The 26,473-nt window shown below is 45.7% G+C and carries 24 protein-coding genes and 1 pseudogene; 4 read left to right on the top strand and 21 right to left on the bottom strand.

The features are described 5' to 3' along the window. The first annotated feature begins 61 nt into the window (after nt 1-61). The gene (gene ansA, locus RJD38_RS11785; protein WP_005595923.1) at nt 62-1,078 is read left to right on the top strand and encodes an asparaginase; all 1,017 of its coding nucleotides are present in this window, start codon (nt 62-64) and stop codon (nt 1,076-1,078) included. 61 nt (nt 1,079-1,139) lie between these two features. Here ansA and RJD38_RS11780 read toward each other — a convergent pair whose 3' ends face one another. The 6 genes from RJD38_RS11780 to RJD38_RS11755 all read right to left on the bottom strand — a co-directional run bounded on the left by RJD38_RS11780 (nt 1,140) and on the right by RJD38_RS11755 (nt 7,039). Then, nucleotides 1,140-2,021: a DMT family transporter gene (locus RJD38_RS11780; RefSeq protein WP_065545504.1), complete on the bottom strand. Its 882-nt coding sequence runs from the start codon at nt 2,019-2,021 to the stop codon at nt 1,140-1,142. A gap of 151 nt (nt 2,022-2,172) precedes the next feature. Further along, nucleotides 2,173-2,727 carry a sugar O-acetyltransferase gene (locus RJD38_RS11775; protein WP_065430078.1) on the bottom strand — a complete coding sequence of 185 codons (555 nt, stop codon included), beginning with the start codon at nt 2,725-2,727 and terminating at the stop codon, nt 2,173-2,175. Between the two features lie 221 nt (nt 2,728-2,948). Further along, on the bottom strand, nt 2,949-4,256 hold the full coding sequence (gene serS, locus RJD38_RS11770; RefSeq protein ID WP_005595918.1) for a serine--tRNA ligase: 1,308 nt from the start codon (nt 4,254-4,256) through the stop codon (nt 2,949-2,951). Nucleotides 4,257-4,347: 91 nt separating this feature from the next. Further along, a complete protein-coding gene (locus RJD38_RS11765) occupies nt 4,348-5,697 on the bottom strand; it encodes a replication-associated recombination protein A (protein WP_005595913.1) in 1,350 nt (449 codons plus the stop codon). A gap of 3 nt (nt 5,698-5,700) precedes the next feature. Further along, nucleotides 5,701-6,297 carry an outer membrane lipoprotein chaperone LolA gene (lolA, locus tag RJD38_RS11760; protein ID WP_005595911.1) on the bottom strand — a complete coding sequence of 199 codons (597 nt, stop codon included), beginning with the start codon at nt 6,295-6,297 and terminating at the stop codon, nt 5,701-5,703. Nucleotides 6,298-6,424: 127 nt separating this feature from the next. Beyond that, on the bottom strand, nt 6,425-7,039 hold the full coding sequence (locus RJD38_RS11755; RefSeq protein WP_005595909.1) for a YecA family protein: 615 nt from the start codon (nt 7,037-7,039) through the stop codon (nt 6,425-6,427). Between the two features lie 203 nt (nt 7,040-7,242). Here RJD38_RS11755 and RJD38_RS11750 point away from each other — a divergent pair, with 203 nt between their 5' ends. Both RJD38_RS11750 and dusC read left to right on the top strand, forming a co-directional pair. After that, complete coding sequence (locus tag RJD38_RS11750; protein WP_065545505.1) at nt 7,243-7,818, top strand: type II secretion system protein; 576 nt, start codon at nt 7,243-7,245, stop codon at nt 7,816-7,818. Nucleotides 7,819-7,908: 90 nt separating this feature from the next. After that, nucleotides 7,909-8,859 (top strand): tRNA dihydrouridine(16) synthase DusC, encoded by a 951-nt coding sequence (gene dusC, locus RJD38_RS11745; protein ID WP_005595905.1) that lies wholly within the window; start codon nt 7,909-7,911, stop codon nt 8,857-8,859. 125 nt (nt 8,860-8,984) lie between these two features. Here the strand turns inward: dusC and RJD38_RS11740 are convergent, their stop codons facing one another. The 5 genes from RJD38_RS11740 to cysB all read right to left on the bottom strand — a co-directional run bounded on the left by RJD38_RS11740 (nt 8,985) and on the right by cysB (nt 14,245). After that, the gene (locus RJD38_RS11740; protein WP_005595903.1) at nt 8,985-9,779 is read right to left on the bottom strand and encodes an ABC transporter ATP-binding protein; all 795 of its coding nucleotides are present in this window, start codon (nt 9,777-9,779) and stop codon (nt 8,985-8,987) included. Beyond that, nucleotides 9,776-10,711, bottom strand: coding sequence for an ABC transporter permease (locus RJD38_RS11735; protein ID WP_009388057.1), 936 nt, complete (start codon nt 10,709-10,711; stop codon nt 9,776-9,778). Before RJD38_RS11735 ends, RJD38_RS11740 begins: the two co-directional genes overlap by 4 nt. Nucleotides 10,712-10,812: 101 nt before the next feature. Beyond that, nucleotides 10,813-11,778 carry an ABC transporter substrate-binding protein gene (locus RJD38_RS11730; RefSeq protein WP_005595900.1) on the bottom strand — a complete coding sequence of 322 codons (966 nt, stop codon included), beginning with the start codon at nt 11,776-11,778 and terminating at the stop codon, nt 10,813-10,815. 230 nt (nt 11,779-12,008) lie between these two features. Then, a complete protein-coding gene (locus tag RJD38_RS11725) occupies nt 12,009-13,202 on the bottom strand; it encodes a methyltransferase (RefSeq protein ID WP_367971312.1) in 1,194 nt (397 codons plus the stop codon). Between the two features lie 68 nt (nt 13,203-13,270). After that, entirely contained in the window at nt 13,271-14,245 is a 975-nt protein-coding gene (cysB, locus tag RJD38_RS11720) for an HTH-type transcriptional regulator CysB (RefSeq protein WP_005595897.1), read from the bottom strand. 351 nt (nt 14,246-14,596) lie between these two features. Between cysB and RJD38_RS11715 the strand changes: the two genes are divergently transcribed. After that, complete coding sequence (locus RJD38_RS11715) at nt 14,597-15,361, top strand: hypothetical protein (protein WP_005595896.1); 765 nt, start codon at nt 14,597-14,599, stop codon at nt 15,359-15,361. Between the two features lie 153 nt (nt 15,362-15,514). Here RJD38_RS11715 and pyrF read toward each other — a convergent pair whose 3' ends face one another. From pyrF to lon, 10 genes and pseudogenes are all read right to left on the bottom strand, one after another. Then, the gene (gene pyrF / locus RJD38_RS11710) at nt 15,515-16,210 is read right to left on the bottom strand and encodes an orotidine-5'-phosphate decarboxylase (protein WP_065430072.1); all 696 of its coding nucleotides are present in this window, start codon (nt 16,208-16,210) and stop codon (nt 15,515-15,517) included. A gap of 85 nt (nt 16,211-16,295) precedes the next feature. Continuing rightward, the gene (gene lapB / locus RJD38_RS11705; protein WP_005595890.1) at nt 16,296-17,465 is read right to left on the bottom strand and encodes a lipopolysaccharide assembly protein LapB; all 1,170 of its coding nucleotides are present in this window, start codon (nt 17,463-17,465) and stop codon (nt 16,296-16,298) included. Nucleotides 17,466-17,490: 25 nt separating this feature from the next. After that, complete coding sequence (locus RJD38_RS11700) at nt 17,491-17,769, bottom strand: LapA family protein (protein WP_005595889.1); 279 nt, start codon at nt 17,767-17,769, stop codon at nt 17,491-17,493. A 133-nt stretch (nt 17,770-17,902) separates the two neighbouring features. Continuing rightward, nucleotides 17,903-18,184: an integration host factor subunit beta gene (gene ihfB / locus RJD38_RS11695; RefSeq protein ID WP_005595888.1), complete on the bottom strand. Its 282-nt coding sequence runs from the start codon at nt 18,182-18,184 to the stop codon at nt 17,903-17,905. 202 nt (nt 18,185-18,386) lie between these two features. Next, nucleotides 18,387-20,057: a 30S ribosomal protein S1 gene (gene rpsA, locus RJD38_RS11690; RefSeq protein WP_005595887.1), complete on the bottom strand. Its 1,671-nt coding sequence runs from the start codon at nt 20,055-20,057 to the stop codon at nt 18,387-18,389. A gap of 108 nt (nt 20,058-20,165) precedes the next feature. Then, nucleotides 20,166-20,846, bottom strand: coding sequence for a (d)CMP kinase (cmk, locus tag RJD38_RS11685; protein ID WP_005595886.1), 681 nt, complete (start codon nt 20,844-20,846; stop codon nt 20,166-20,168). A 279-nt stretch (nt 20,847-21,125) separates the two neighbouring features. After that, nucleotides 21,126-21,440, bottom strand: a complete 315-nt coding sequence (locus RJD38_RS11680; RefSeq protein ID WP_005595884.1) for a ComEA family DNA-binding protein — start codon at nt 21,438-21,440, stop codon at nt 21,126-21,128. Between the two features lie 137 nt (nt 21,441-21,577). Further along, on the bottom strand, nt 21,578-23,437 hold the full coding sequence (gene ppiD / locus RJD38_RS11675; protein ID WP_005595883.1) for a peptidylprolyl isomerase: 1,860 nt from the start codon (nt 23,435-23,437) through the stop codon (nt 21,578-21,580). Nucleotides 23,438-23,608: 171 nt separating this feature from the next. After that, a pseudogene (locus tag RJD38_RS11670) lies at nt 23,609-23,893 on the bottom strand (HU family DNA-binding protein); the annotation flags it as partial. 181 nt (nt 23,894-24,074) lie between these two features. Next, nucleotides 24,075-26,426: an endopeptidase La gene (gene lon, locus RJD38_RS11665; protein WP_005595880.1), complete on the bottom strand. Its 2,352-nt coding sequence runs from the start codon at nt 26,424-26,426 to the stop codon at nt 24,075-24,077. Nucleotides 26,427-26,473: the final 47 nt, after the last annotated feature.

Below are 26,473 nucleotides of genomic sequence, written 5' to 3'. Positions count from 1 at the left end.
TGGCTAATATTTCGTTATAATCCTCGGCTCTGTTCCCCCTACACTTCACTGGTCTCGAGCAATGGTAAGAAAACACATTTATATCGCCTACACGGGCGGCACCATTGGTATGCAGAAGTCACATGACCACGGCTACGTGCCGGTTGCAGGCTTTATGGAAAAGCAGCTTGCAAGCATGCCAGAGTTTCATCGCCCGGAGATGCCGGAATTTACCATCCACGAATACGATCCTCTGATTGATTCGTCAGATATGACGCCAGCTGATTGGCAGCAAATCGCCGATGATATTCGTGACAACTACGATAAATACGATGGTTTCGTCATTCTGCATGGTACCGATACGATGGCGTATACCGCCTCGGCTCTCTCTTTCATGCTTGAAAACCTCAGCAAACCAGTGATCGTGACCGGCTCACAAATCCCATTGGCTGAACTGCGTTCAGATGGCCAAGCTAACCTGCTTAATGCCCTACACATCGCGGCGAACTACCCAATCAATGAAGTGACTTTGTTCTTCAATAACAAATTGATGCGTGGTAACCGCAGCACCAAATCGCATGCCGATGGTTTTAATGCCTTTACTTCGCCAAACTTGCCACCACTGCTTGAAGCAGGCATCAATATTCAAATCAGTAACGACATTACGGTCGATGCCCAGCCTGAAGGCGAATTCAAAGTCCATGACATCACCCCACAACCGATTGGCGTGATCACCATGTACCCAGGCATTTCGCACGAAGTGATCCGTAATACACTAATGCAACCGGTTAATGCCATGATTCTGCTGACCTTTGGCGTTGGCAATGCGCCACAAAACCCAGATCTACTGGCGCACCTAAAAGATGCTTCTGAACGTGGTGTGATCGTGGTTAACCTAACACAGTGTCTTGCGGGCAAGGTGAATATGGGCGGCTACGCAACAGGCTGTGCATTGGCAGAAGCCGGCGTTATCAGTGGCTTTGATATGACGCCAGAAGCAGCGCTGGCAAAACTGCATTACCTGCTTAGCCAAGGCTTAAGCTATGAGCAAGTCAAACAACAGATGCAGCAAGTATTACGTGGTGAGATGAGCCTTTAATACCCATCGTCGTAATGCAAAAAAACCGGCAAATATGCCGGTTTTTTTATGTTCGTTATCCCTACTTTCGTTTCATAAACTGAGGGATCAACTTGCCATCGGTGCGATAGAGAATTAAAGAAAACAGAATCAAACCACAACCAATCAGCTTGTTACCAGACAGTTCTTCACCATACCAGATGACACTCAGAAACACTGTCCATACCGGCTCTAAAATCATAATAAGCGCCGCATTGCCTGGGTTAATCTGCTTTTGCGCCATCGTCTGCATGACATAGCGCATCGCGGTCGCCAAAATAGTACTGGCGGCAAACCACCCCCAAATTGATGGTTCAACCGACACAGGCACTGTCTCAAACAACGCACTCGCGGCTAAGCCAATCATTCCAGTAACAAACAACTGAATACAGGTGAGTAGCATGATCGGCAAAGTCTGCGAGTACTTGCTGTTGATGTTGAAATAAATCGCCAACATGATGGCATTGAGCAAGAACCAAAACTGGCTGGTTGAGCCTTGCCAGCCATCTTTCAGTGATAAAAATGCCAGGCCGATAAAGGCAATCGGTAACGAGAACCAAAAGATGCGCTTCGGTTTTTGTTTAAACAATATCCACGCAACAAACGGCACCATCAACATCGACAGACTGAGGATAAACGCACCTTCACCTAGCGTTTCGCTGATAGAAATCGCATGAATCCAACTCATCAGCGCCATAGCAAGGAGACAGCCCACCATCGCGGCTGAACGCATATCATGCCAACTGGCACGACGCAGCGCTTTATAGCAAAACGGCAACAAACATAACGAAGCAACGGTAAACCTTAAACCGACAAAACCAAATGGCGGCAAGCCTTGAATGGTTTCCTTGGAAAATATCCAACCGAACGCCGACAAGACCGTTGCGGAAATTAAAATTAGGACAGCTTTGCGTTCTGCATTCAAAATGGTTTACTCGTTATTGTGCGAAGACAGCATTCTTCATTTTGGGCGATGATGCCAGTTTGGTACCGGGAAGGCGAGATGAGTGGTTATTCTATTCTCACCGTTTAAGAATGTACTGGATTACTTTTGTTCACTGTATTTAAGCTGAATATTAATCGTGTTCTAAACGACGAATAAGTTTAGCTGGCGTGCCGCCATACAAGCAGTCTGGCTCGACATTTTTATTGACCACTGAGTTCGCCGCAATCACCGAACGAGCCCCGATGGTGACCCCTTGGTTGATCACTACGTTGCCGCCGATCCAAACATCATCTTCCACTACAATCGGCAAACAGATGGTTTCCCATTGGCGACGGCTGCGGTAATCCAATGAGTGGCTGGCGGTATAAAATTGAGCATTAGGCCCAATTAGCACGTGGTCACCAATCGTGATTGAAGCCCCGTCAAGCAACGTGGCATTCATATTAATGAAGGTATGACTACCAATCGACACGGTCTGACCGAACTCGCAAGAAAATGGGGCGCGAACAATGCTGTTTTCCCCCAACGAGTGGACTAATGCCGTCAAATGTTGAGTACGTTGAAGATCATCCGACGCTTGATTAAACTTCGCTAAAGCAGCACATGCCTTATCTCGAACGTGGTTGAGACTTTCATCTGCGCCATCAAATAGCAGACCTTGCGTCATTTTTTCGTATTCAGTCATATCATCGCTCTCCTACTACTTGAGCACACACTTTATTTGACTTGTCATTGTCATTTCCCGGCAGAGCATAGTGAAACATGCCGAACTCAGCCATGTTTCACCTCGCAAATTGATAAAAATGACAGTTAATTTACATCACATGATGCGCTTTCAACCACCCCTGTATAACAGGCACAAAAAAACCGGCTACAAAAGCCGGTTTTTCAATCTACCATCAGTGATTAACCGATGTATTCAGCACCGTTCATGTATTTCTGCAGTACTGCTGGGATGCGGATACGACCATCAGCTTCTTGGTTGTTTTCTAGGATAGCAACCATAGTACGGCCTACCGCTAGGCCAGAACCGTTTAGCGTGTGAACCAATTCAGGTTTCTTCTCGCCTTTACGACGGAAACGCGCTTGCATACGGCGAGCCTGGAAATCCCACATGTTAGAACAAGAAGAGATTTCACGGTAAGTTTCTTGTGCTGGTACCCAAACTTCTAGATCGTAAGTTTTGTGAGAACCGAAGCCCATGTCACCAGTACAAAGTACAACTTTACGGTAAGGAAGTTCTAGCAACTGCAGTACTTTCTCAGCGTGACCAGTCAGCTCTTCAAGCGCAGCCATAGAATCTTCTGGTTTAGTGATTTGTACCAGTTCCACTTTGTCGAATTGGTGCATACGGATAAGACCGCGAGTATCACGACCGTAAGAGCCTGCTTCTGAACGGAAACAAGGAGTATGCGCTGTCATCTTAAGTGGTAGGTCCGCTTCGTCAGAAATGGTGTCACGCACTAGGTTTGTTACTGGCACTTCCGCGGTTGGGATGAGTGACAATTTACGTGGCTCTTCGTCGTTCACTTTTTCAGTTAGCGGCTCTGTATGGAATAGGTCTTTACCAAATTTTGGTAGCTGACCAGTACCGAACAAGCTGTCTGAGTTCACAAGGTAAGGCACGTACATTTCAGTGTAACCATGCTCTTCAGTGTGTAGGTCTAGCATGAACTGAGCAATCGCACGGTGTAGACGAGCAAACTGACCTTTCATTACGATAAAGCGAGCACCGGTGATTTTCACCGCGCTTGCGAAATCAAGACCATCAGCCATTTCGCCCAAATCAACGTGATCTTTCAGATCGAAGTCGTAAGCTTTTGGCTCACCCCAACGAGAAATTTCAACGTTATCATTTTCATCTTTACCGTCTGGCACTTCATCAGAAGGGATATTTGGTAGAGATAGCGTAATTTCGTCTAGTTGTGCCATTACTGCATCAAGTTCAACTTTTTTCGCTTCAAGATCGCTACCAAGAGTACCAATTTGCTTTTTAATCTCTTCAGCACCCTCTTTATCGCCAGCTGCCATTTTTTGGCCAATTTGCTTGGAGATCGAGTTACGCGTGGATTGTAAATTTTCAACTTCGACTTGAATCGACTTGCGTTGTTCTTCAAGGGTACGGATTGTCTCTACGTCTAGCTTAAAGCCACGGCGCGCCAGTTTAGCAGCTGTATCATCCAGCTCTGTACGAAGTAATTTAGAATCCAGCATTGTTAATCCTATGCTTTGAGTTGTGAAAACACGCGTACGTTCCACACACACGCGTTATATAATTTAACCGAATAAATGTATCCAAAAACGGCTACTTTTCATAGCGCTTTTGTGGGCTATTTGCGTCTAAATTAGCCAAGTAATCTAACTTTTCGCCGATTTTGCTTTCTAGACCGCGATTACTCGGCTGATAGTAACGTCTGCCTAACATTTCCGGCGGCAAATACTGCTCGCCAGCGGCATAAGCTCCTGGCTCATCATGGGCGTAACGATACTCCGCGCCATAGCCAAGATCTTTCATTAAATTGGTCGGTGCATTGCGTAAATGATGCGGCACTTCATACTCAGGTAAGTTGTGCGCATCCGTCAGAGCTTGTGCCCAAGCCGTATAAACAGCATTACTTTTCGGTGCACACGCTAAGTAAACAACCGCTTGAGCGATCGCTCGATTTCCCTCAGCTGGACCAAGTCGAGTAAAACAATCCCAAGCTGAAATAGCCACTTGCATCGCTCGTGGGTCAGCATTACCAACATCTTCTGAAGCGATCGCCAATAAACGGCGAGCGATATACAGCGGATCGCACCCTGCACTGATCATTCTTGCCGACCAATATAAAGCCGCATCAGGATTAGAGCCTCGAATCGATTTGTGTACCGCAGAGATAAGATCGTACCAAATATCACCTTTGTTATCGAAGCGTGAGACTTTTTCACCCGCCACTTCCGCTAGCAACGGTAAGGTAATCTGCTTTTCACCTTGCTCATTTTCCTGCGCCATATCGTAGAGCAACTCAAGATAGTTGAGCGACATGCGCGCATCACCATTGACCAGCTCTGCTAAACGGTCGAGAACATTATCAACAAACGAGGCTGGCACCTCGCCTAAACCGCGTTCTTTATCGCCAATCGCTTGCTGCAACGCCAATTTAATATCGGCAGTAGCCAGTGAGGTCAGCTTGTAGACTCGTGCACGAGAAAGCAATGCGTTGTTAAGCTCAAACGATGGGTTTTCTGTGGTGGCGCCAATAAACGTCACGGTGCCATCTTCGATATGTGGCAGAAAAGCATCTTGTTGAGATTTATTGAAGCGATGCACCTCATCCACAAACAAAATGGTGCGGCGACCGGCGAGTTTATTCTCACGCGCACGCTCAATTGCCGCTCGGATCTCTTTCACACCGGAAGTGACCGCAGATACACGCTCAACTTCGGCATTGGCATAATTTGCCGCCACTTCAGCCAAAGTTGTCTTGCCAGTACCTGGTGGTCCCCATAAGATCATTGAATGGATATGACCCGCCTCTAACGCTCGGCGCAGCGGCTTACCCACCCCCAGAATATGTTGCTGACCAATATATTGATCCAACGTTTGTGGGCGCATTCGGGCTGCAAGGGGACGAAAATCTTCGTCCCCTGAAAAATCAAATAAGTAATTACTCAACGATTAGTTCCTTTGGTCGTCCACCTCTACACCTTGCGGAATAGTAAAGGTAAAGCGATCCGCCTTAGGCTTGTTCAGGTCAATATTAGTAAAGCTAAAATTGCTTGTTTGGCCATCTTGCTCAATCACTTGGAAACCTTTAACCGCCCCTTTGGTGTCAATTTCCAGTTTAAATTGACCTTGATTGCTATCTAATGCGGTTGGTGTAAGCGTGAACATGTCACCTTGCTGGCTAACGTGGTAGTTATCCCAATCGCTCGCACGATTACGAGTTAGCAATACAAATGGTGTTTGCTGTGTCGCTTGTTCCTGCCAATAAATGCTCACCTGCTCAATAAATGGGCTGTAATACCACAAGGTTTTACCATCAGAAACCAGCACATTTTCATCCGGTAACGTCGTGGTCCAACGGAATAGACTTGGGCGTGCAATTTCTACATCGCCTTGCCCTTCCATCACCACTTCCCCTTCAGGGCTAATTACCTGTTGCGCGAAGTCCGCACTAAATCCCTCTGTTTTTTGTAGACGGTCACTCAGCTCTTGTTGCGGAGTTGCCCATACTGAGAAACTAGTCAAAAGCAGTAGTAATGTTTTTTTCATGGTTTCATTCCTGAAATTTGTTCACCTGATGGTTATCGACCCAACCGACACCGCTGCAACGTCGAATAAGACTGCGTTGGCATGTCAGCAATTGAGTTATGACCGAAGAAAATCCACTTTGTTGCGACTATTTCCCGCAGCACTGCTTAAATTTTTTGCCGCTGCCACAGTTGCAAGGATCATTGCGGCCAATCTCTTTGTATGGATTGACACTTTGGCCTTTGGCACCCACTAACGACTCATCTGCCGCTAATGCCACTTCATTGATCATTAAATCCAGTTGGTCGATGAAGTCCGCCAACGCCGGTGGCGTCTCAATACCCGCTTCTTTCATCTGCGCTTGGGTTTGTTCTTGATCAATCGCCAGCATAAAAGTGGTAAGTAGCGCTTGCAGCATGCGCATCGTGCCATCACTAATATTGGTCTCAAGCCATTGAGTTTCAATGGTTGGCCATAGCGTCATAAAGCCTTGAGCAAACTCAGCCAACTGCGCTTGTTGCTCTTCACCTTGAGTTAAATCGAGTAATGAATATTCGTTGCACTTCAAGAAACTGTATTGGTGGTTAATCTGGCCGACGATCACCTTGTTAAGCTCATCACTGCTCTCACCAAACACATCGGCTAACCAAGTTTCTGGTTGTAATGCTTTGGTGGCCATGTTGGCGGCAAGTACTACGCCTTCAACAAACATAGACGATTCTTGATGAGTGGTTTGGGCTAATGAGGCTAGTTGATATTTCATTACATTATTCATTCTAAAATTCGTAGCCGATGATTATACCTTGCCGACGTTCTTCGGTCACTGATTAGCAAGCCTAGCAAACGCAGATGAACCTCAGCTGAATTGAATAAATTTTACACAAGCTTGACTTTTGTTTTCTCAAAAACTGGCGCATCATTTACCTGAAACAAATATTTACATTTATATCTTGCTGCGAAAATACTATGAATAAGAATAAGAATAATCAATCCGGCTTTACGCTCATCGAGCTGGTGGTGGTCATCGTGATCCTAGCGATCCTTGCGGTGGTCGCATTTCCTCGTTTTGTTAGCTATCAAAGAGATGCGCACCTTGCCCGTGCTGATGCTGCATTTGCCAGTTTTGAAAATTCCGTGCATCTTTTTCATAATAAGTGGCTCACGCAAGGTGAACCACCACCAAATCAAGTGGTCGATTACGGCCAAGGCGATATATTTCCATCTCAAGCTGGATTCCCCTTGTCAGTAGGAACGGCTACCCATCCTAACTATCCCGTGACAGGCGAAGATTGTGCTGAGTTATGGGAAGCTCTAATGAACGTTGATTTAACGATTCGTGCCTATGGTGCTTCTGGAGAGACAGGAACAATCTTGCCATCGAGCACAGATATCGCGACTTGGTACACCGGCAGCCAGCAATGTACTTATCACTATACAACGGGATTTGAAATTGATGAGAAAATGCCGACGATGCTGTATTCACCTCTGACTGGTGAATTTGAGTTCACAATGCAAGGTACTAACGCCACTAGTAGCAATTAATCCCTTTTGATAAAGGCTGATCGCACTAAACAGTGACTTCAAAGGTATTAATCATTAAAATCACGCCTCCCTAACTGGAGGCGTTTTTGTATGCGAGTTGTTTTGGGCCCTATGGAGGGCGTTTTAGATCACCTAATGCGTGAGATTTTAACAGACATCAATGACTACGATCTGTGTGTCACTGAGTTTGTGCGCGTGGTCGATCAGCGCTTACCCGAACACGTCTTTAAGCGTCTTTGTCCTGAATTAGATCAAGGCTCACAAACCAAATCGGGTGTGCCCGTTCATATTCAATTGCTTGGACAAGATCCACACTGGATGGCAGAAAACGCGGTAGTGGCGGCTGAACTTGGCGCTCGTGGTATTGACCTTAACTTCGGTTGCCCAGCCAAGCTGGTCAACAAAAGTAAAGGCGGAGCGGCGTTATTACAGCACCCAGAGCTAATTCATAGCGTCGTTAAAGCCTGTCGCGATGCGGTTGATCCGGCTATTCCTGTCACAGCAAAAATCCGTTTAGGTTGGGAAAACCCTGATGATTGCTTTGAGATTGTCAGTGCGATTGAATCAGCGGGAGCGAATGAACTTACCGTGCATGCTCGTACCAAATCAGGTGGTTATAAAGCCAGCGAAATTAAGTGGGATTACATTAACCAAATTCGTCAACGTAGCTCTATTCCACTGATTGCCAATGGTGAAATTTGGGATTACCAAGCGGGACAAGCGTGTATTGAAACGACCGGGGTCGATTCCCTGATGGTGTGCCGTGGCGCTTTCAACGTGCCAAACCTAGGTAACGTAGTCAAACACAACGCGACTATCATGCCATGGTCGGAAGTGGTCGAATTGATGCTGGTATACTCGCAGTATGAAATGAAAGGCGATAAAGGGTTGTACTACCCAAATCGCATCAAGCAGTGGTTCGCTTACTTACGTAATCAATACCCTGAAGCGGCAGACTTATTCCGTGAAATTCGCACCTTCAACAAAGCTGAGCCGATTGTTGAACGCATCAAGCACTACCGAGACAGTCTACAGGCATAAGTCATTGAAATCGTTTTAGCGAATCCATGCCTAACGATAAAAAGAAACCCATCATCGCGCCCGCTATGATGGGTTTTTTCATTGTTCTAACTCAATGTTCTAACTGAATTGATGACTCGATTGGCTTAGCTTAACAGCAAGCTATCATCAGCCAATTCTTCACCGCGCACTTTGGAGAACATCTCCAGTAAATCTGGTACTGCCATATTGGCGCGCTCTTCACCCGTCACATCCAACACAATTTCACCCTGATGCAGCATCACCGTGCGATCACCACAGGCGAGTGCATCTTTCATTGAGTGCGTGACCATCATTACGGTGAGATTAAATTCACTGATAATACGTCGCGTCAGATCCAGCACAAAAGCGGCCATACGTGGGTCTAGTGCTGCGGTATGCTCGTCAAGTAACAACAGTTTACTCTCTGATAACGTAGCCATCACCAAGCTTACTGCTTGACGCTGGCCACCAGAAAGTAAACCAATATTGTCACCAAGGCGATCTTCCAAGCCAAGGCCAAGAATACTGATCCGTTCTTGGAACAATTTACGCCGGTTGGTTGAAAGTGAATGACTCCAGCCACGACGTTTTCCACGCATGTAGGCCAGCGCCATATTCTCCTCAATCGTCAGATCGCCACAGGTACCAGCGAGAGGGTCTTGAAACACGCGCGCACATTGATTGGCACGTTGAGCGACGGTTTGGCGAGTAACGTTAAGCTCGTCAATCAACACCCGTCCTCCAACAATTGGAGTTTCTCCGGTCACTGCGCCAAGCAGAGTCGACTTGCCTGCACCATTCGAGCCGATCACCGTCAGAAACTGATGCTCTGGCACTTCCAAATTAATCCCTTTCAACGCTCTGTTTTCAAGAACAGTACCCGGATTAAAAGTGACTTGAATATCTTCTAGTCGAATCATACCACTTCTCCTGATCCTTTGGTTTCTGTCGTCGCCACACTGGACGAGCTACGCTTTTTTGCTCGCATATTACTCCTCACTTTTGGAGCAATCAGCGCCAGCGCAACCAAAACCGCCGTGACAAGATTCAGATCCGAGGCTTGAAGGCCAAACATGCCAGAGCTCAACGCAAACGCAACTGCGAGTCGATAAAGTACCGAACCAACAATCACCGCGACCACAGCAATCCAAATTTTACGGCCCGGGATCAGAGTTTGCCCTAAGATGACCGCGGCGAGACCCACCACAATCGTACCGACACCTGAAGTCACATCAGCAAAACTATTGGTTTGAGCAAATAGCGCACCAGCAAAGCCAACAAAACCGTTGGAAAGTGCTAGGCCAAAGTAGGTATAGAAAGACGTACTACCGCCTTGAGCGGAAACCATGCGAGCATTCACACCAGTCGCACGAAGACCAAGGCCAAAATCACTATTAAGCAGACGCACGACAAACCATGCAGAAATGAGCACCAACACACCGACCACTAAAGGACGTATGTAAACCGGATCAGCCAGTGCTTCAAACGGGGTTAAAATAGTTTCTTGCCCAAGTAGCGGTGTATTCGGGCCCCCCATGATGCGAATGTTAATTGAGAACGCCGCGATCATCGTCAAAATTGAAGCTAAAAGATGTAAAATACCACAGCGAACCGCTAAAAAAGCCGTCACCCAACCTGTCATTGCGCCAGCAATCACTGCCATACCAGTGGCAAGCCAAGGGTTGATTCCAGCAACAATCGCAGTAGCCGCAACGGCTGCGCCCATCGGAAAGCTACCATCAACACTCAGGTCAGGAAAATCAAGTACGCGAAAAGTTAGGTAAACGCCTAGCGCTACCAAGCCATAAACCAGGCCAATTTCAAGCGCACCGAAAAATGCAAAAGCAGACATACGAACTCCCTTCTCTGCTTAATACCAATCTAAACGATGATTAAAATCACCCTCGATTGGCAAAATGGGCAACACGAGTATTGCCCCATCATTGCGATGCTTTACTTAACGCTGGTTGCGCGCTCTAAAACAGACTGAGGAATGTCGATACCAAGATCTTGCGCGACTTGAGTGTTAACCACCAAATCCGACCCTTTAGCAACTTTAACATCTAAAGTCCCCGGCGCTTTGCCTTCGAGAATATCCGCAACGTAAGCGGCCGTTTGCACGCCAACTTGGTAATAATCAAAGCCAAGTGCAGCGATAGCGCCCTTTTCAACATAAGACGTAGCACCACCTAACACGGGTGTTTTTGATTGGTTTGCAGCGACAATCATGCCTTCAAATGCACTAGCAACGGTATTGTCAGTGGCAGCATAAATAACGTCAGATTTAGCGGCAATCACTTGCGTTGCTGATTGTACATCTGCGCTCTTCAACGCTGTCGCTTCAACAATTTCAAGACCATGTTGTTGAGCGCTTTCTTTTAGTAGATTAACCAAGGCTACGGCATTTGCTTCACCTGGGTTGTACACTACACCAATCGTCTTAACATCAGGCAGTAATTCTTTAATCAGTTCTACGTGCTGGGCTACCGGAGACAGGTCCGACAGACCGGTGACATTTTTACCCGGCTGCTCAAGTTGATTAACCAATTTAGCACCAACAGGATCAGTCACAGCAGTAAAGACAACCGGAATATCACGCGTGGCAGCAACCAAAGCCTGTGCTGTAGGTGTTGCAATGCCGACTAACACATCAGGTCTTTCACCGACAAATTGACGGGCGATCTGCACTGCAATAGCTGGATTACCTTGCGCGGTTTTATAATCAAATTCGAGGTTTTTTCCTTGCTCATAGCCGCGTGCTTTCAGGCCATCAATCAGACCTTCACGAGTTGCATCTAGTGCTGGATGCTCAACGATTTGTGAAACAGCAACCGTGGCGGTTTTCGCCAAGATGCCTTGAGAAGAGAGTAATGCCGCACTCGCAAGAACGGCGGTTGCGATGACTTTGCCTGCTTTCATCTTAACTCCTTGATTTAAGCAATGGTTTGGATGTTGTGTGTGCCTATCATACTGGCTAATATTTTTTGTTATATCTGCACACTTTTTGTGCGCATCACTAATTATTACCAATTAGTAAAACAAATTGGAAGCAAGTTTTAACATCCAAACAACAAAAAGAGAGGTAAATGTTTATATTTATCCTCTCTTTCTATTGCGAATAGGTTATTTTCATCACATTAGGTGAGTCATCATTCACGCTGAGCTTGGATCAGCAGATTTCTTGGCGTCACTTCGCGACTGCAAAATTCACTCACAGTCACCTTATAGCCACTTTGCTGCAGATAGAGCGCTTTATCGAGCACCAACCACAACTCAATCGCGCGTTTAAACAACTGCTGAATTAAGCTCAATTTTTCCATTTGCCAATAGCGCTTGGTGCCTTGCTGTAAATAAGTGTCAAAATCACATTGCGGCAAAGTAAACCCTTTCTGTTCTGCAGCCCATTGGCAAAACGGCACAAAGCCCGAAGATAGCTGTGATTTTTTAATACTCGGTACAGGTTGATAGTCCGCAAAACCAAGCTCTTGTCGCAACAATATATCCAAGCCTAAACGATAACTCATTTCCAAAAGACGATGGCGTTTAACTCGTTCGCCTCCCGTGACTAACTCTTGCAATGGTATACGCAGTTCTGATTGGTTAAGTCTAAGAGCAGAATGACGGCCTAACGTTGAGAGCGCTCGGTAGTGCTCGCTAGCCGTTAAGTGATAGCAGCATGGTGAAATAGTCATCGCCGACAGATGGTGGGCAACCCCCTTCTCAAGTAAAGTAGCATGCAGATCACCACACGCATGTAGCGCAACCGCATGCTGCTCTGAGTTAAAGACGTTATTTACCTCATCACTCAACGCATCACCATGCACAAACGTCATTGATAGCCCTTGCTTATCCGCTTCTTGCTGACCGGAGTGACAAAGCAACGCTTGATACTCAAGGCTGGTGACTTTTTGTTGGCTTTGACTGGCCAAAATACGCCCTAAGAAGCCTTTGCCAGAGCACCACTCCAGCCACTCTTGTGCTTGATGATTTTGCAGCGCAGCTTCACCCATCGCGGTAATTTGCGCCAGCTTACGCCCGGGAATGCCGTTATCCACGCCACGCGTGAGCGACAAGCCATGCAGCGTGACCGAAGGCACCACCAATTGCGCCAGAAAATTAGCTAAATCGGGAAAATAACCGCTAACCACTTCAACCAGTGCTTGCTGGTTTTGCTTATAGAACTCAATTTGTTCATCCGTAAGAGTGTTCAGCCATTGACATAAAGAGGGGTGACTTTGCTGCCAAGGCAACTCGGAATATTGTGAGACAAAAAATGGCTCAAAGCGCCAATAATCTTGATGCTGAAGAAGGTATGTATCGATGGAGTTAAATAGAGTATGCATGCTTCCCTCTAATGAGCCACGTTGCGAGGCGCTAAGTTTAGAGGGAAGTGACGTGATTTTATAGTGAATTAACGCACTGGCAATTCGATGTCTTTGAACATTTCTTCAATTTCTGCACTCGATTTAAGCGACAATGCTTGTTCAACCACTGGACGGGTTAAGTGTGGTGCAAAGCGCACCATAAAGTCGAACATATAAGAGCGCAAGAAAGTACCACGGCGGAAGCCAATACTGGTGGTGCTGGCACTGAAGATATGACTAGCATCAATCGCAACCAAATCATGATCTTGTTCTTTGTCGATCGCCATACTCGCAATCACACCTACGCCCATACCCATACGTACATAGGTCTTAATCACATCGGCATCGGTTGCCGTGAAGACCACTTTTGGTGTCAAACCTACTTTGTTAAACGCGGTATCCAACTCTGAGCGACCAGTAAAGCCAAATACATACGTGACCAACGGGTACGAAGCAAGATCTTCAATCGTCACTTTGGCTTTTTGCGCCAGAGCATGATCTTTAGGCACCACAATTGAGCGGTTCCAGTGATAACACGGCAGCATAATCGCATCTTGGTAAAGGTGTAGCGCTTCAGTCGCAATCGCAAAATTAGCGGTGCCCTTGGCAATCGCCTCAGACATCTGGCTTGGCGTGCCCTGATGCATGTGCAGCGACACTTTTGGGTAACGAGCAGTAAAGCCTTTAATCACATCTGGCAGCGCATAACGAGCTTGAGTATGCGTAGTGGAGATATTCAATGTGCCCATCTCAGGGTGAGTATGCTCACCAGCGACCGCTTTAATGCTCTCAACGCGAGCCAAAATTTCTTGTGAAATACGGACAATATCTTCACCCGCCGTAGTCACTTGAGTTAAGTGTTTACCGCTGCGCTCAAAGATTTGAATACCCAGTTCATCTTCTAATAAACGAACTTGTTTACTGATGCCAGGCTGAGAGGTGAATAGACTCTCTGCGGTAGCGGATACGTTTAAATTGTGATTGACTACTTCAACAATGTACTTCAGCTGTTGTAACTTCATTCTCGACCTCGTAATCCCTTATCGACGTGCAGATTAATATAACAAAGTCATCACTCTATAGTGAGAGAGTTCAAGAATTCGTTACATAGATTATAATATTTAGTTATAACGCCTCTGAGTTCAAATTGGTAGCGAAAATGCCCATTTCCCCCGATTAACGGGGCTGTGTTGAATTTATAAACACGAATTTTGCAATCGAAAGCTCAGTTTCTCGTCTGAAATTATCTTTTCAATATGAATCAAACCAGCAACACGCAATAATAGCGGAGTGTCAGAATATTTGGTGCCTTAGGCTAGCAGAATCGTGTATGCTTACTGGCTAGCCATCATAAACTAAAGATAACGGAATTTATGAATATTGGTTTAATCATTGCTTTAGTCGCCATCTTGTTGGTACTTGTTCTCGGTTACAACATCATTCTCCAATACAACGCAAAAGTTGCTACGGCGAGAAAACAAGAAAGCGCGCGCTATATTGCAATCATCGATGCCACTGAAGAGTTGATTGGCCACGCCCATCACATGCCTTTCAGCAAAGAATTATTGCTTTGCCTCAACAACCGTATTCTTGACGCTGTGCAAAACATGCATGAGCTGGATCCAAAGAATAAGCAACTTGAGCAAAGAGTCGAACACGTAAAGCAGCAGATCGAAAACCTGAAAACGAATTTTCAAGGTGGCGAAAGCGCTGCATTCAAAGTTCCAAGCAGCGATAAACAAGCGATTGTGATGCTGAAATTGGTTAAACGCCTACGTGACACCGTGCGTAATGAACACAACAAAGGTCGCTTTGATACCGAAGCATACGTCGCCGAAAATGCGCGCCTTGAAGGCATTCAAGTACGCATTAACATCGAAAACGTAGTAAAGCGTTCCAAAGATGCGATTGTTCGTGGTCAACCTGGCACGGCGATTCAATTGTTGCGTAAAGGCTTAGATGTCCTAGCAACCAAAAATGATGCTTACTCAGCTACAGCGCGTGAAAAGCTGCAAACTATGTATGATGAGATTGAAAAGCGCCGTCAGAATCAAAGCGCAACCGAATTGCAGCAAATCGCTGACAAAGAGCGTGAAGAAGATATGGACGTTCTATTCGGTGAAAAGAAGAAGTGGTAAACACTACCCTACTATTCTCAATAGCTCATACCAAAGGTCGCATCCGCGGCCTTTTTTTTATCATTTCAAATAAGAGTTTTAGAGAGCCGATAAAACAAAAGGCCAGCTCTCGCTGACCTCTTTTCAATCTAATCTCGCTAAGTGCCAGTACGATTACGCAAGTGTCGCGTTAATCTCAGCTAGAACTTGGGCTGGATTGATAGCTTGCGTGATAGGGCGACCAATAACAAGGTAATCAGAGCCGGCTTGAATCGCTTCTACTGGTGTCATGATACGGCGCTGATCGCCTTGTTCTGAGCCTGCAGGGCGAATGCCCGGAGTGATCAATTTGAACTCTTGGCCTAGCTCTGCTTTCAGCATCGACGATTCATGCGCTGAACAAACCACACCATCCAAACCGGCATTCTTGGTTAAGCTTGCAAGACGAATCACTTGATCTTTTGGTGCCATATCTAAACCGATGCCCGCAAGGTCACTTTGCTCCATACTGGTTAATACCGTCACACCAATGAGTAGCGGACGATCTTTGCCATACGGCTCGAGGATTTCACGCGACGCAGCCATCATACGCTCACCACCACTGGCGTGTACGTTAACCATCCATACACCCATCTCTGCTGCGGCACGTACTGCCTTCGAACAAGTGTTTGGGATATCGTGGAATTTCAGATCAAGGAAAACAGAGAAGCCGCGCTTATGCAGCTCTTTGACGAAATCAGGACCAAACAGCGTAAACATTTCTTTGCCTACTTTCAGACGGCATGACGCAGGGTCAATACGATCTACAAAGGCAAATGCGTCCGCTTGGTTGTCATAATCCAGTGCTACGATGACTTTTTGGTCGATCATTTCATCTCCTAATTAACTTATTATTGTGCTTAAACGTTTTTTATTTAAAAAAATGCAGCTAATAAATTAGCTGCATTAAAATCCATTATTCGCCATCCAATCCGCGGATTGGCTTAATCGTGCCCCAGCCCTTACATGAAGGACAGTGCCAATACATTGAGTGGGTTGAGAAACCACATTTACGGCATCGATAATGCGGTTTAACTTTAAGTTGTTCGCCCACAAGCTTTTGTAAGGTAGCCAAACTCTCTTTCGCTCGCCCTTCTTCAGCATTGATCAAGTGGTAATCCATCAAGCGGAAGAAGCCCTTCATGGTTGGGTTCTTAACTAACTGGCGAGTTAATAGCTCTTGAGCTGCACCTGGCCCTTCATGCTGAGCGACAAGTTGTGCCAACATCAATTCGGCAGATACACCAGCTTTGCTGGCGATACATTGACGTAAGAACTCAAGCAACTCATCTTCTTGTCCCAGATGATGGTAACAGTCAGCTAACGTTGGCAGCACTTCACTAATGAAATCGATATCTTGCTCAATCACCGTCGTAAGATATTTGATGGTGTGCAGATAGTCTTCACTCTCAAGATATAACTTACCTAATGCGATACTGGCTCGCACACATTTAGGATCTTCATTGAGAGCGCGTTTGAAATGAGTAATCGCCTCTTGACGGTCGCCTTCAGCTTGATCTTGCATTGCCATTTCACAATAGAAGTGAGCAATGCTGCTACGCATGCGTTTACGGCCTAATTTCACCAACAACTGAGCATAATGCGTCGCCTTATGCCATTCTCGTGTCTGCTGGTAGATTGCGACTAACTGCTGCAGTGCCGCTTCACGATGATCCGGCTCTTCAACCAACTGCTCGAAGATTTTTTCAGCACGGTCAAGAAAACCTGAGGCCATGTAGTCTTTAGCCAACTGCTGCAAAGCAATATTTTTTTGATCGATCGTCAAACCAGAACGAGAGATGAGATTTTGGTGAATGCGAATCGCACGGTCTACTTCACCACGCGAGCGAAACAAGTTACCCAACGCCAAGTGAGTATCAATGGTGTCGTCATCCACTTGAAGTAGTTCGATAAAGTGATCAACAGCCTTATCAGACTGATCTGATAACAGCAGGTTAAGACCCATCACATACTGGCGGGATATTTGATTCGAGTGTTTCTGCTTGTCTTGCTGGGCGCTACGATTACCCATATACCAGCCGTAAGCGGCGGCAATTGGCAATAACAAGAAGAGTATTTCTAGCATTGAGGAAAAAGTCTACCTATCTCGATTACGCTTTATTCTGTACAACCTCAGTAGAGGCTGGAGTGAGCTTTTTAAGCTGCTTGTTCAGTTTACGGATCTGAAGCTGTGACTTCAGATGAAGAGTGCCAAAAATAATCCATGCGACTGCAAAGCCGGTAACAAAAACCACACCAAGCAAGGTTGATAGATGAAAGTCTCCCTGAGCTAACAGGTAGTTAAAATTCACAACCGCTTGATTTTGCGAGCCTAACGCCAACGCGACTAGAAACAAAGCTAATACGATAACGATTTTTATAATTTTCATAGTCCATTACCCATCCGAAAATCTGCTGCTAAGATTATGCAGTAAAACCTATAAACACTCCATGGTTATCTTACCATAGGCAAAAAAAGGCGGTGTGCTAGAAGCAAACCGCCTTTTTATTATTCAATTCGAATTAACCTAGGTTCACTCGTTCACGCAATTCTTTGCCTGGTTTGAAGTGAGGTACGTATTTACCTTCTAATTCAACTTTATCGCCGGTCTTAGGGTTACGACCTGTACGTGGCTCACGGTAGTGAAGTGAGAAACTACCAAAACCGCGAATCTCGATGCGATCGCCCTTTTCAAGCGTTGATGCCATATGTTCAAGAATGTCTTTTACCGCATCTTCGACTTCTTTTGCTGAAAGATGTGTTTGCTCAGCGCAAAGTCTTTCAATCAATTCAGACTTAGTCATAATTTCCCTCGTAGAGTAATTTATCACTTATTATAGTAACTAATACCAATTCCAACAAACACTTGCTATCAATTCTAGACAATATTTGAACAACATGCGCAAGTATGATTCAGCTTGTTGACTCGTTGTTGCAGAAATTGGTTTTAGCCCACACAAATAAAAAAGGAGCCTTGCGGCTCCTTTTTGCTATAAGGGAATAAAATTATTCGCCTTTAGCTGCTTTGAAAGCGTCTGCCATAGCGTTACCGAATGCAGCGTCATCTTGCTTGTTGATAGATGCCATTGCTTCTTGCTCATCAGCTTCATCTTTAGCTTTGATAGATAGGTTGATTACGCGGTTCTTACGGTCTACACCAGTAAATTTCGCTTCAACGCTGTCACCAACGCTTAGGATTAGAGATGCGTCTTCTACGCGGTCACGAGCGATTTCAGAAACGCGGATGTAACCTTCTACGCCTTCTTCAAGCTCGATTGTTGCGCCTTTAGCATCAACAGCAGTAACAGTACCGTTAACAAGAACGCCTTTCTTCTTCTCTGCAACGTAAGCATTGAATGGGTCATTTTCCATTTGCTTAACGCCTAGAGAGATGCGCTCACGCTCTGCGTCTACTGCTAGAACAACTGCAGAGATCTCGTCGCCTTTCTTGTACTCACGTACAGCTTCTTCGCCAGCAACATTCCAAGAAATGTCAGATAGGTGAACTAGACCGTCGATGCCGCCGTCTAGACCGATGAAGATACCGAAGTCAGTGATAGACTTGATCTTACCAGTCACTTTGTCGCCTTTAGCTTGCGCTTCAGCGAATGACTGCCAAGGGTTAGCTTTACACTGTTTTAGACCTAGAGAGATACGACGACGTTCTTCGTCGATCTCAAGAACCATAACCTCAACTTCGTCGCCAACATTAACAACTTTAGATGGGTGGATGTTCTTGTTAGTCCAATCCATTTCAGAAACGTGAACTAGACCTTCAACGCCTTCTTCGATTTCAACGAAGCAGCCGTAATCAGTTAGGTTAGTAACACGACCAGAAAGCTTGTGACCTTCTGGGTAACGTTTAGCGATTGCTACCCATGGATCTTCGCCAAGTTGCTTAAGACCTAGTGATACGCGAGTACGCTCACGATCGAACTTAAGAACTTTAACTAGGATTTCGTCACCTACGTTAACGATTTCTGATGGGTGCTTAACGCGTTTCCATGCCATATCAGTGATATGTAGAAGACCGTCAACACCACCTAGATCAACGAATGCACCGTAGTCAGTAAGGTTCTTAACGATACCTTTAACTTCTGCGCCTTCTTGTAGGTTTTCAAGTAGCTCATCACGTTCAACGCTGTTTTCAGATTCGATAACTGCGCGACGAGAAACAACTACGTTGTTACGCTTCTGGTCAAGCTTGATAACTTTGAACTCTAGCTCTTTGTTTTCAAGGTGAGCAGTGTCACGGATAGGACGTACGTCTACTAGAGAACCTGGAAGGAAAGCACGGATACCGTTTAGTTCAACAGTGAAACCGCCTTTAACTTTACCGTTGATGATACCAACAACAGTTTCAGCTTCTTCGTAAGCTTTCTCAAGAACGATCCAAGCTTCGTGACGTTTCGCTTTCTCACGAGAAAGTTGAGTTTCACCGAAACCATCTTCAACAGCGTCTAGAGCTACGTCTACTTCGTCGCCAACAGCAACTTCAAGTTCGCCAGCAGCGTTCTTGAATTGCTCTGCTGGGATAGCAGATTCAGACTTAAGACCAGCGTCAACAAGAACGAAACCGTTCTCGATAGCTACTACAGTACCTTTAACGATGCTGCCTTGTTGGAATTCAGTTTCGTTCAGAAACTCTTCAAAGAGTTGAGCAAAAGATTCAGTCATTTATTTGATCTTCAATAAATTAAACGTCCACGGGTATCCTACCGCATGGGGTTATTAAATTCGCCAGCCATCATCCTTGCGGCCGACGCTCTGAGCTGACCCCGCGAATTACGCAGTCAGTTTAGATTCGATATATTGTAGTGCTTTTTCGACCACTTCGTCGATACCCATCGACGTAGAGTCCAGCACAAGCGCATCCTCTGCAGGGCGCAACGGCGCCACTGGGCGATTACGATCACGATCGTCACGCTCTTGGATCTCGCTTAAAAGGTCAGCAAAGTTAACATCTAACCCTTTCTCTTGCAACTGTTTAAGACGGCGCTGAGCACGTTCATCGGCACTTGCATCGAGGAAGATTTTCACTTCAGCTTGAGGAAAGACCACTGTACCCATGTCACGACCATCGGCCACTAGGCCTTTGCCATCAGCGAACGCACGCTGACGACGTAGCAATGCTTCTCGCACTCGAGGTAGCGCAGCAACCTTAGATGCCGCCATGCCCGTTTGCTCTTTACGCAGCTCACCCGAGACATCTTCGCCTTCAAGGATGACCTTAACCAATTCGCCTTCAGCAATAAACTGCACATCTAAGTGCGTTGCCAATGCAACCAGTGAATCTTCAGTTTCAAGATCAACACCGTGGTGAATTGCGGCTAAAGCAAGTACGCGATAAATAGCACCAGAATCTAGCAAATGAAACTCTAGCTTGTTAGCGAGTTGCATACAAAGCGTGCCTTTACCCGCACCACTTGGTCCATCAACGGTGATAACCGGCGTATGAGAGGACATGAATTACTCCAAGTTGTTTGCGCCACTGCAATGCTGCTATGGCTTTCGGCGAGAAATTATAGTGCTATTTGCCGCTAGGTTCTAGGGAAGTTTTAGCTAATTAGTTGGTCATTTAAAGAGAAAAGAAAAACCCAAGGGAAATTGGTTATCCCTTGGGCATTTTGCTGGCAATCTGGATTGATAGATTGCTAAAACGTGGCCTAAGCCGTGATAACCGCAGAGGTCATCGTCACCGAACGATGAACACCTCAGCAGTCAGTGCCGTTTCAACTCGCCACTTTACAGTTCAATCCGGCCAACATTTTTGGCCACAGTAGCCTCACCCACTCCGCTTACTTTCGCCAGATCTTCAATTCGCTTAAATGGCCCTTGTTGGTCACGATAATCGACAATCGCCTGCGCTTTAGTTAAGCCGATGCCCTTGAGCAAATCCGCTATTTCTTGTGCCGATGCTTGATTAACGTTAACGACAATTTCAATGCCATCGTATTTTGGGTTTTCAGGTGGAGAATCTGGTTGTTGTTCTGCCAAGACGGCAGTAAAAGGAAGCGAAAAAGTGAGTACAACAGAAAGAACAAGCGCTTTGATATTCATGACAATTCCTTATGTTCATAGTGGTGGAATAGCCAGCATAATCAGTTCAGAAGCATTTGTTGATTGCAATAGTGAGAAACAAAACGGGCTGCCAAAGCAACCCGTTTTAATATTTATATCATTTACATTGATAAGACTTATTGAGTCACAGCAAAGTATTCGATATCCGTCGTTTTACGCAGAATGCTAATCAAACCACTTAGGTCTTGTTGTGCATTCATTTGTACCATCTGTTCAGCGATTTGGTCGTTGTATTGCGTGGTAAACATATCTGAAACCGACAGCAACTCAACAATGGCAACATCGCCATTGAAGACTTTTGCTTGTGCATATTCAACTTTGCCTTCCGCAGGTTTCGCCATCGCGAACACAACGTCAGCAAGGTGTGAACCACGGTCGATGTTTTCAATATCACCAAACGCTAAGCCGTTCTCAGCCAATACTGCTTGATTGCCCGCTTTTAGCTCAGCAACCACTGTCTTAGCCAACTCAATCGCGTTCTGTTCACCTTTCACTTTTGATAGTTGCGCGACAACTTGATCACGTACAGCTTCAAGCGGTAAAACGGTCTCATCACGTGCATCTTCAACACGAACCACGATAACGTGCTCTGGTGCAATTTCGATCACTTCAGAGTTCAAACCATCTTCTTTCACTTCTGGGCTAAGAATCGCTTGAATCACTGCTGGTGATTTTAGGATTTCTGGCGCATCCACTTGAGAAATAAAGTCTGTCGTTTCGATCTTCGCGTTAACCGCTTCAGCGGCATCGTCCAGTGAATCTGGGTATTCAAAAGCGACTTTTTCAAGTTCGCTTTGCAACTCGTAGTACTGGTCGATCGCTTGCTGATCACGCATTTCTTGTTTGATGGTTGCCGCAACTTCAGCCAATGGCTTCGCCACTGAATCTTTCAACGCATCAAGCTTGATGATGTGGTAACCAAAGTTCGATTTCACTAAGCCAGAGATGTCGCCTGGATTTTTAAGTGCGAAAGCGGCTTCTTCAAAGGCAGGATCCATGGTGTCACGTTCGATAAAGCCAAGTGAACCCCCTTCTTCTGCACTGCCAACATCTTCTGATTTTTCTTCAGCAAGCGTTGCGAAATCAGCACCAGCATTCAATTCATCCAGAATCGCTTGCGCTTTCGCTTCGTCGTCACCTTGAACAAGGATGTGGCTTACTTCACGCTGCTCTTCAGATGAGTATTTATCAAGATGCGCTTGGTAGTACGCTTGTACGTCAGCATCATCAATCTGAATGTTTTGTTTTAGCGCTTCTGCAGACAATTCAATGTAGGCAACCTTCACTTGTTCTGGACGAGTGTAGCGCTCTGGATTTTGCTTGTAGTATTCGGCAATTTCTTCGTCAGTCAGTTGCACTTTTTGTGCGAAATCCGCCAACGCTAGGTTGATAGTTTTCACTTCACGTGTTTGCATCAGCAGTTCGCTTTGCGCGTTCACTTCACCAGGAAGAGAAAAATCGCTCGCTTGGACTGCCGTCACTAACTGGTTACGCACGAGATCACGACGTAGGTATTGAGCAAAGCTCTCAGGGCTAAAGCCTGCACGACGTAGTGCTGATTGGTACACTTCTTGGTTGAAGACACCTTCAACTTGGAATTGTGGCATTGATAGCAATAGCGCACGAACCTGTGCATCACCCACTCGTAGGCCAAGAGTTTGAGCGTGTTGCTCTAACAAGGCATCATTCACCATACGGTCAAGAACAGATTGGCGGAAAGATTCTACGTAGCTTGGATCAGCCAGTAAGTTTGAGAAATAATCACCAAGCTGAGCTTGCATACGATTACGTTCGTTTTGGTAAGCCTGTTCGAAATCACCACGACTGATTTCGACATTCCCAACTTTAGCCGCAACGTTGTTAGTACCACCAACGATGTAGCTACCTACTCCCGCAAATACGAAAGACAGGATAATCAGGCTTAGGATAATTTTAACCGCGATGCTATTCACGCCTTCGCGTAATCGATCCATCATACTATTGTTACTCTCCGCGAATGATCCGTTATCGTCTCGGCATGAGACAACACGGCTTCTATTTAAAATAATTTCGGTAGCGAGATGATATCAGAAAAAGAAATGCGCATCAGTAGGATGCGCATAAATTAAAACGGTTCTAACAAACTACTGACGCGTAGCTTGTTTAGATTAGTTGCAAGAATCTTTTAGTGCTTTACCAGCTTTGAAAGAAGGTACTTTCGCTTCAGCGATTTGGATTTCTGCGCCAGTCTTAGGGTTACGACCTGTGCGAGCTGCACGAGTACGAACGCTGAAAGTACCAAAGCCAACTAGAGCAACTTGGTCGCCTGATTGTAGAGTACCGCTTACCGCCTCGATGAATGCGTCTAGGGCACGGCCAGCTGCTGCTTTAGATAGGTCTGAGTTTTCTGCGATTTTTTCTACTAATTGAGTTTTGTTCACGGTATTTCCCCTTTGGGCCGTCTGTTATTATTTTGTAAGACGGCTATTCGTTCCATTTAGTTTCAAATTCAGCTCTACCCCTTATCTATCAAGGGTTCAAGCTACAGTGGCTAAAGTTAGCTTCCAAAAAAAACGCTGACAAGCATTTTTCAGCTAATCAGCGTAATCTTTTACTTATTTTTGCTGCACATCACTATTTTTCAGTAGTGAACTCAACACCGGATGGATCTCTTTCCAAAGCAACGCTCAGAACCTCATCAATCCACTGTACTGGAATGACTTTCAAGTCTGCGATCACGTTCTCAGGAATCTCTTCCAAATCACGTTCGTTGTCTTTCGGGATCAGCACGGTTTTGATGCCGCCACGGTGCGCAGCAAGCAGTTTTTCCTTCAAACCACCGATCGGTAAAACTTCACCACGCAGGGTAATTTCACCTGTCATCGCCACTTCTGCTTTTACAGGGTTACCCGTTAGGCTAGAAACCAATGCGGTACACATTGCGATACCCGCACTTGGACCATCTTTTGGCGTTGCACCTTCAGGAACGTGCACATGGATGTCACGCTTCTCGTAGAAGTCTGAGTTAATACCCAGTTTTTCCGCACGAGTACGGACCACCGTCATCGCCGCTTGAATCGACTCTTGCATCACTTCGCCAAGTGAACCCGTTTGAGTTAACTTGCCTTTGCCCGGCATAGATTCAGTTTCAATCGTCAGCAAATCGCCACCGACTTCTGTCCATGCAAGACCCGTGACTTGACCAATACGGTTGCTGTCATCCGCTTTGCCGAAGTCAAAACGTTGCACGCCCAAGTACTCTTTCAAGTTATCAATTGAGACAGTCACCGACTTCAGTTCGCTGTTAAGCAAGATGTTCTTCACTGCTTTACGGCAAATCTTCGAGATTTCGCGCTCTAAACTACGTACACCCGCTTCACGTGTGTAGTAACGGATAATGCCGATGATCGCAGAATCTTCGATGGTGATTTCGTTAGGCTTCAAACCATTGCGTTTTACCTGCTTATCCAACAGGTGACTTTTCGCGATGTTTAGCTTCTCATCTTCGGTGTAACCCGATAGACGAATCACTTCCATACGGTCCAATAGCGGCCCAGGAATGTTCATCGAGTTTGATGTTGCAACGAACATCACATCTGACAAATCATAATCCACTTCTAGGTAATGATCGTTGAACGCATTATTTTGTTCAGGATCAAGTACTTCAAGTAGTGCTGATGATGGATCGCCACGCATGTCTGATGACATTTTGTCGATTTCGTCCAATAGGAACAGTGGGTTTTTCACGCCAACTTTCGACATTTTCTGAATCAGTTTGCCTGGCATAGAGCCAATGTAAGTACGACGGTGACCACGAATTTCCGCTTCGTCACGAACCCCACCCAGCGCCATACGGACGTATTGACGACCCGTTGCCGAAGCAATTGAGCGACCGAGTGACGTTTTACCCACACCTGGAGGACCAACCAAACATAAGATTGGGCCTTTAAGTTTGTTGATTCGGTTTTGTACCGCCAAGTACTCTAGAATACGTTCTTTCACGCGCTCTAAGCCGTAGTGATCTTCATTTAAGATCTCTTCCGCTTTGGCAAGGTTCTTTTTAACCTTAGTGCGTTTAGACCATGGCACACCGATCATCCAATCAATGTAGCCACGAACCACGGTCGCTTCTGCTGACATTGGCGACATCATTTTTAATTTTTGCAGTTCTTGTTCGGTTTTCTCGCGCGCTTCTTGCGGCATTTTTGACTCTTCGATTTTCTTTTTCAGAACTTCGAATTCATCAATGCCATCCTCGCCTTCGCCAAGCTCTTTCTGAATCGCTTTCATTTGCTCATTCAGATAGTACTCACGCTGCGATTTTTCCATCTGCTTTTTCACACGAGTGCGAATACGCTTTTCAACTTGCAGGATATCGATCTCTGATTCCATCTGGCCCATAAGGAACTCAAGACGTTCAGTGATATCAAGGATCTCAAGAACTTTTTGCTTATCGACTAATTTAAGCGGCATGTGAGCGGCGATCGTATCGGCGAGACGAGCAGCTTCATCAATACCGTTTAATGAGGTCAATACTTCTGGCGGGATCTTGCTATTCAGCTTGATAAAGCCTTCAAATTGATTGATCGCACTACGTACAATGACTTCTTGTTCGCGTTCATCCAGATCATTGGTCACCAGATATTCTGCGTCTGCCAAGAAGAATTCGTTTTCGATAAACTGATGAATTTTGGCGCGTTGTTGACCTTCAACCAGCACTTTCACTGTGCCATCTGGAAGTTTTAGCAACTGTAGAATAGTCGCCACTGTACCGACAGAGAACAAATCGTCTTTGGTCGGTTCTTCAGTGTCGGCTTCTTTTTGCGCCACCAACATTACCTGCTTATTGGATTCCATCGCGGCCTCTAAGCAAGCAATCGACTTCTCTCGGCCAACAAACAAAGGAATTACCATGTGCGGGTAAACTACTACGTCTCGTAGAGGTAGTACGGGGATCTCGATACGTTCGGAACGTTCCAAGTTCATATTATTCTCTCTTCCGCTTAGTCTTATCAGAAATATATGGGGGCTAA

This window comes from Vibrio scophthalmi (assembly GCF_040869025.1).
Classification (GTDB): domain Bacteria; phylum Pseudomonadota; class Gammaproteobacteria; order Enterobacterales; family Vibrionaceae; genus Vibrio; species Vibrio scophthalmi.
Note: the sequence above shows the minus strand (reverse complement) of the source record. Positions and strands in the feature narration are given on the sequence as shown.

Bases quoted from the DNA above. Each gene is read 5' to 3' on its own strand.
- cysB (WP_005595897.1), bottom strand. From the start codon at position 14,245: ATGAAGTTACAACAGCTGAAGTACATTGTTGAAGTAGTCAATCACAAT.
- RJD38_RS11740 (WP_005595903.1), bottom strand. From the start codon at position 9,779: ATGATTCGACTAGAAGATATTCAAGTCACTTTTAATCCGGGTACTGTT.
- RJD38_RS11750 (WP_065545505.1), top strand. From the start codon at position 7,243: ATGAATAAGAATAAGAATAATCAATCCGGCTTTACGCTCATCGAGCTG.
- serS (WP_005595918.1), bottom strand. From the start codon at position 4,256: ATGCTGGATTCTAAATTACTTCGTACAGAGCTGGATGATACAGCTGCT.
- RJD38_RS11715 (WP_005595896.1), top strand. From the start codon at position 14,597: ATGAATATTGGTTTAATCATTGCTTTAGTCGCCATCTTGTTGGTACTT.
- RJD38_RS11775 (WP_065430078.1), bottom strand. From the start codon at position 2,727: ATGACTGAATACGAAAAAATGACGCAAGGTCTGCTATTTGATGGCGCA.
- lolA (WP_005595911.1), bottom strand. From the start codon at position 6,297: ATGAAAAAAACATTACTACTGCTTTTGACTAGTTTCTCAGTATGGGCA.
- RJD38_RS11700 (WP_005595889.1), bottom strand. From the start codon at position 17,769: ATGAAAATTATAAAAATCGTTATCGTATTAGCTTTGTTTCTAGTCGCG.
- ansA (WP_005595923.1), top strand. From the start codon at position 62: ATGGTAAGAAAACACATTTATATCGCCTACACGGGCGGCACCATTGGT.
- lon (WP_005595880.1), bottom strand. From the start codon at position 26,426: ATGAACTTGGAACGTTCCGAACGTATCGAGATCCCCGTACTACCTCTA.
- rpsA (WP_005595887.1), bottom strand. From the start codon at position 20,057: ATGACTGAATCTTTTGCTCAACTCTTTGAAGAGTTTCTGAACGAAACT.
- RJD38_RS11725 (WP_367971312.1), bottom strand. From the start codon at position 13,202: ATGCATACTCTATTTAACTCCATCGATACATACCTTCTTCAGCATCAA.
- RJD38_RS11735 (WP_009388057.1), bottom strand. From the start codon at position 10,711: ATGTCTGCTTTTGCATTTTTCGGTGCGCTTGAAATTGGCCTGGTTTAT.
- ihfB (WP_005595888.1), bottom strand. From the start codon at position 18,184: ATGACTAAGTCTGAATTGATTGAAAGACTTTGCGCTGAGCAAACACAT.
- pyrF (WP_065430072.1), bottom strand. From the start codon at position 16,210: ATGATCGACCAAAAAGTCATCGTAGCACTGGATTATGACAACCAAGCG.
- RJD38_RS11680 (WP_005595884.1), bottom strand. From the start codon at position 21,440: ATGAATATCAAAGCGCTTGTTCTTTCTGTTGTACTCACTTTTTCGCTT.
- RJD38_RS11755 (WP_005595909.1), bottom strand. From the start codon at position 7,039: ATGAAATATCAACTAGCCTCATTAGCCCAAACCACTCATCAAGAATCG.
- ppiD (WP_005595883.1), bottom strand. From the start codon at position 23,437: ATGATGGATCGATTACGCGAAGGCGTGAATAGCATCGCGGTTAAAATT.
- dusC (WP_005595905.1), top strand. From the start codon at position 7,909: ATGCGAGTTGTTTTGGGCCCTATGGAGGGCGTTTTAGATCACCTAATG.
- cmk (WP_005595886.1), bottom strand. From the start codon at position 20,846: ATGTCCTCTCATACGCCGGTTATCACCGTTGATGGACCAAGTGGTGCG.
- lapB (WP_005595890.1), bottom strand. From the start codon at position 17,465: ATGCTAGAAATACTCTTCTTGTTATTGCCAATTGCCGCCGCTTACGGC.
- RJD38_RS11730 (WP_005595900.1), bottom strand. From the start codon at position 11,778: ATGAAAGCAGGCAAAGTCATCGCAACCGCCGTTCTTGCGAGTGCGGCA.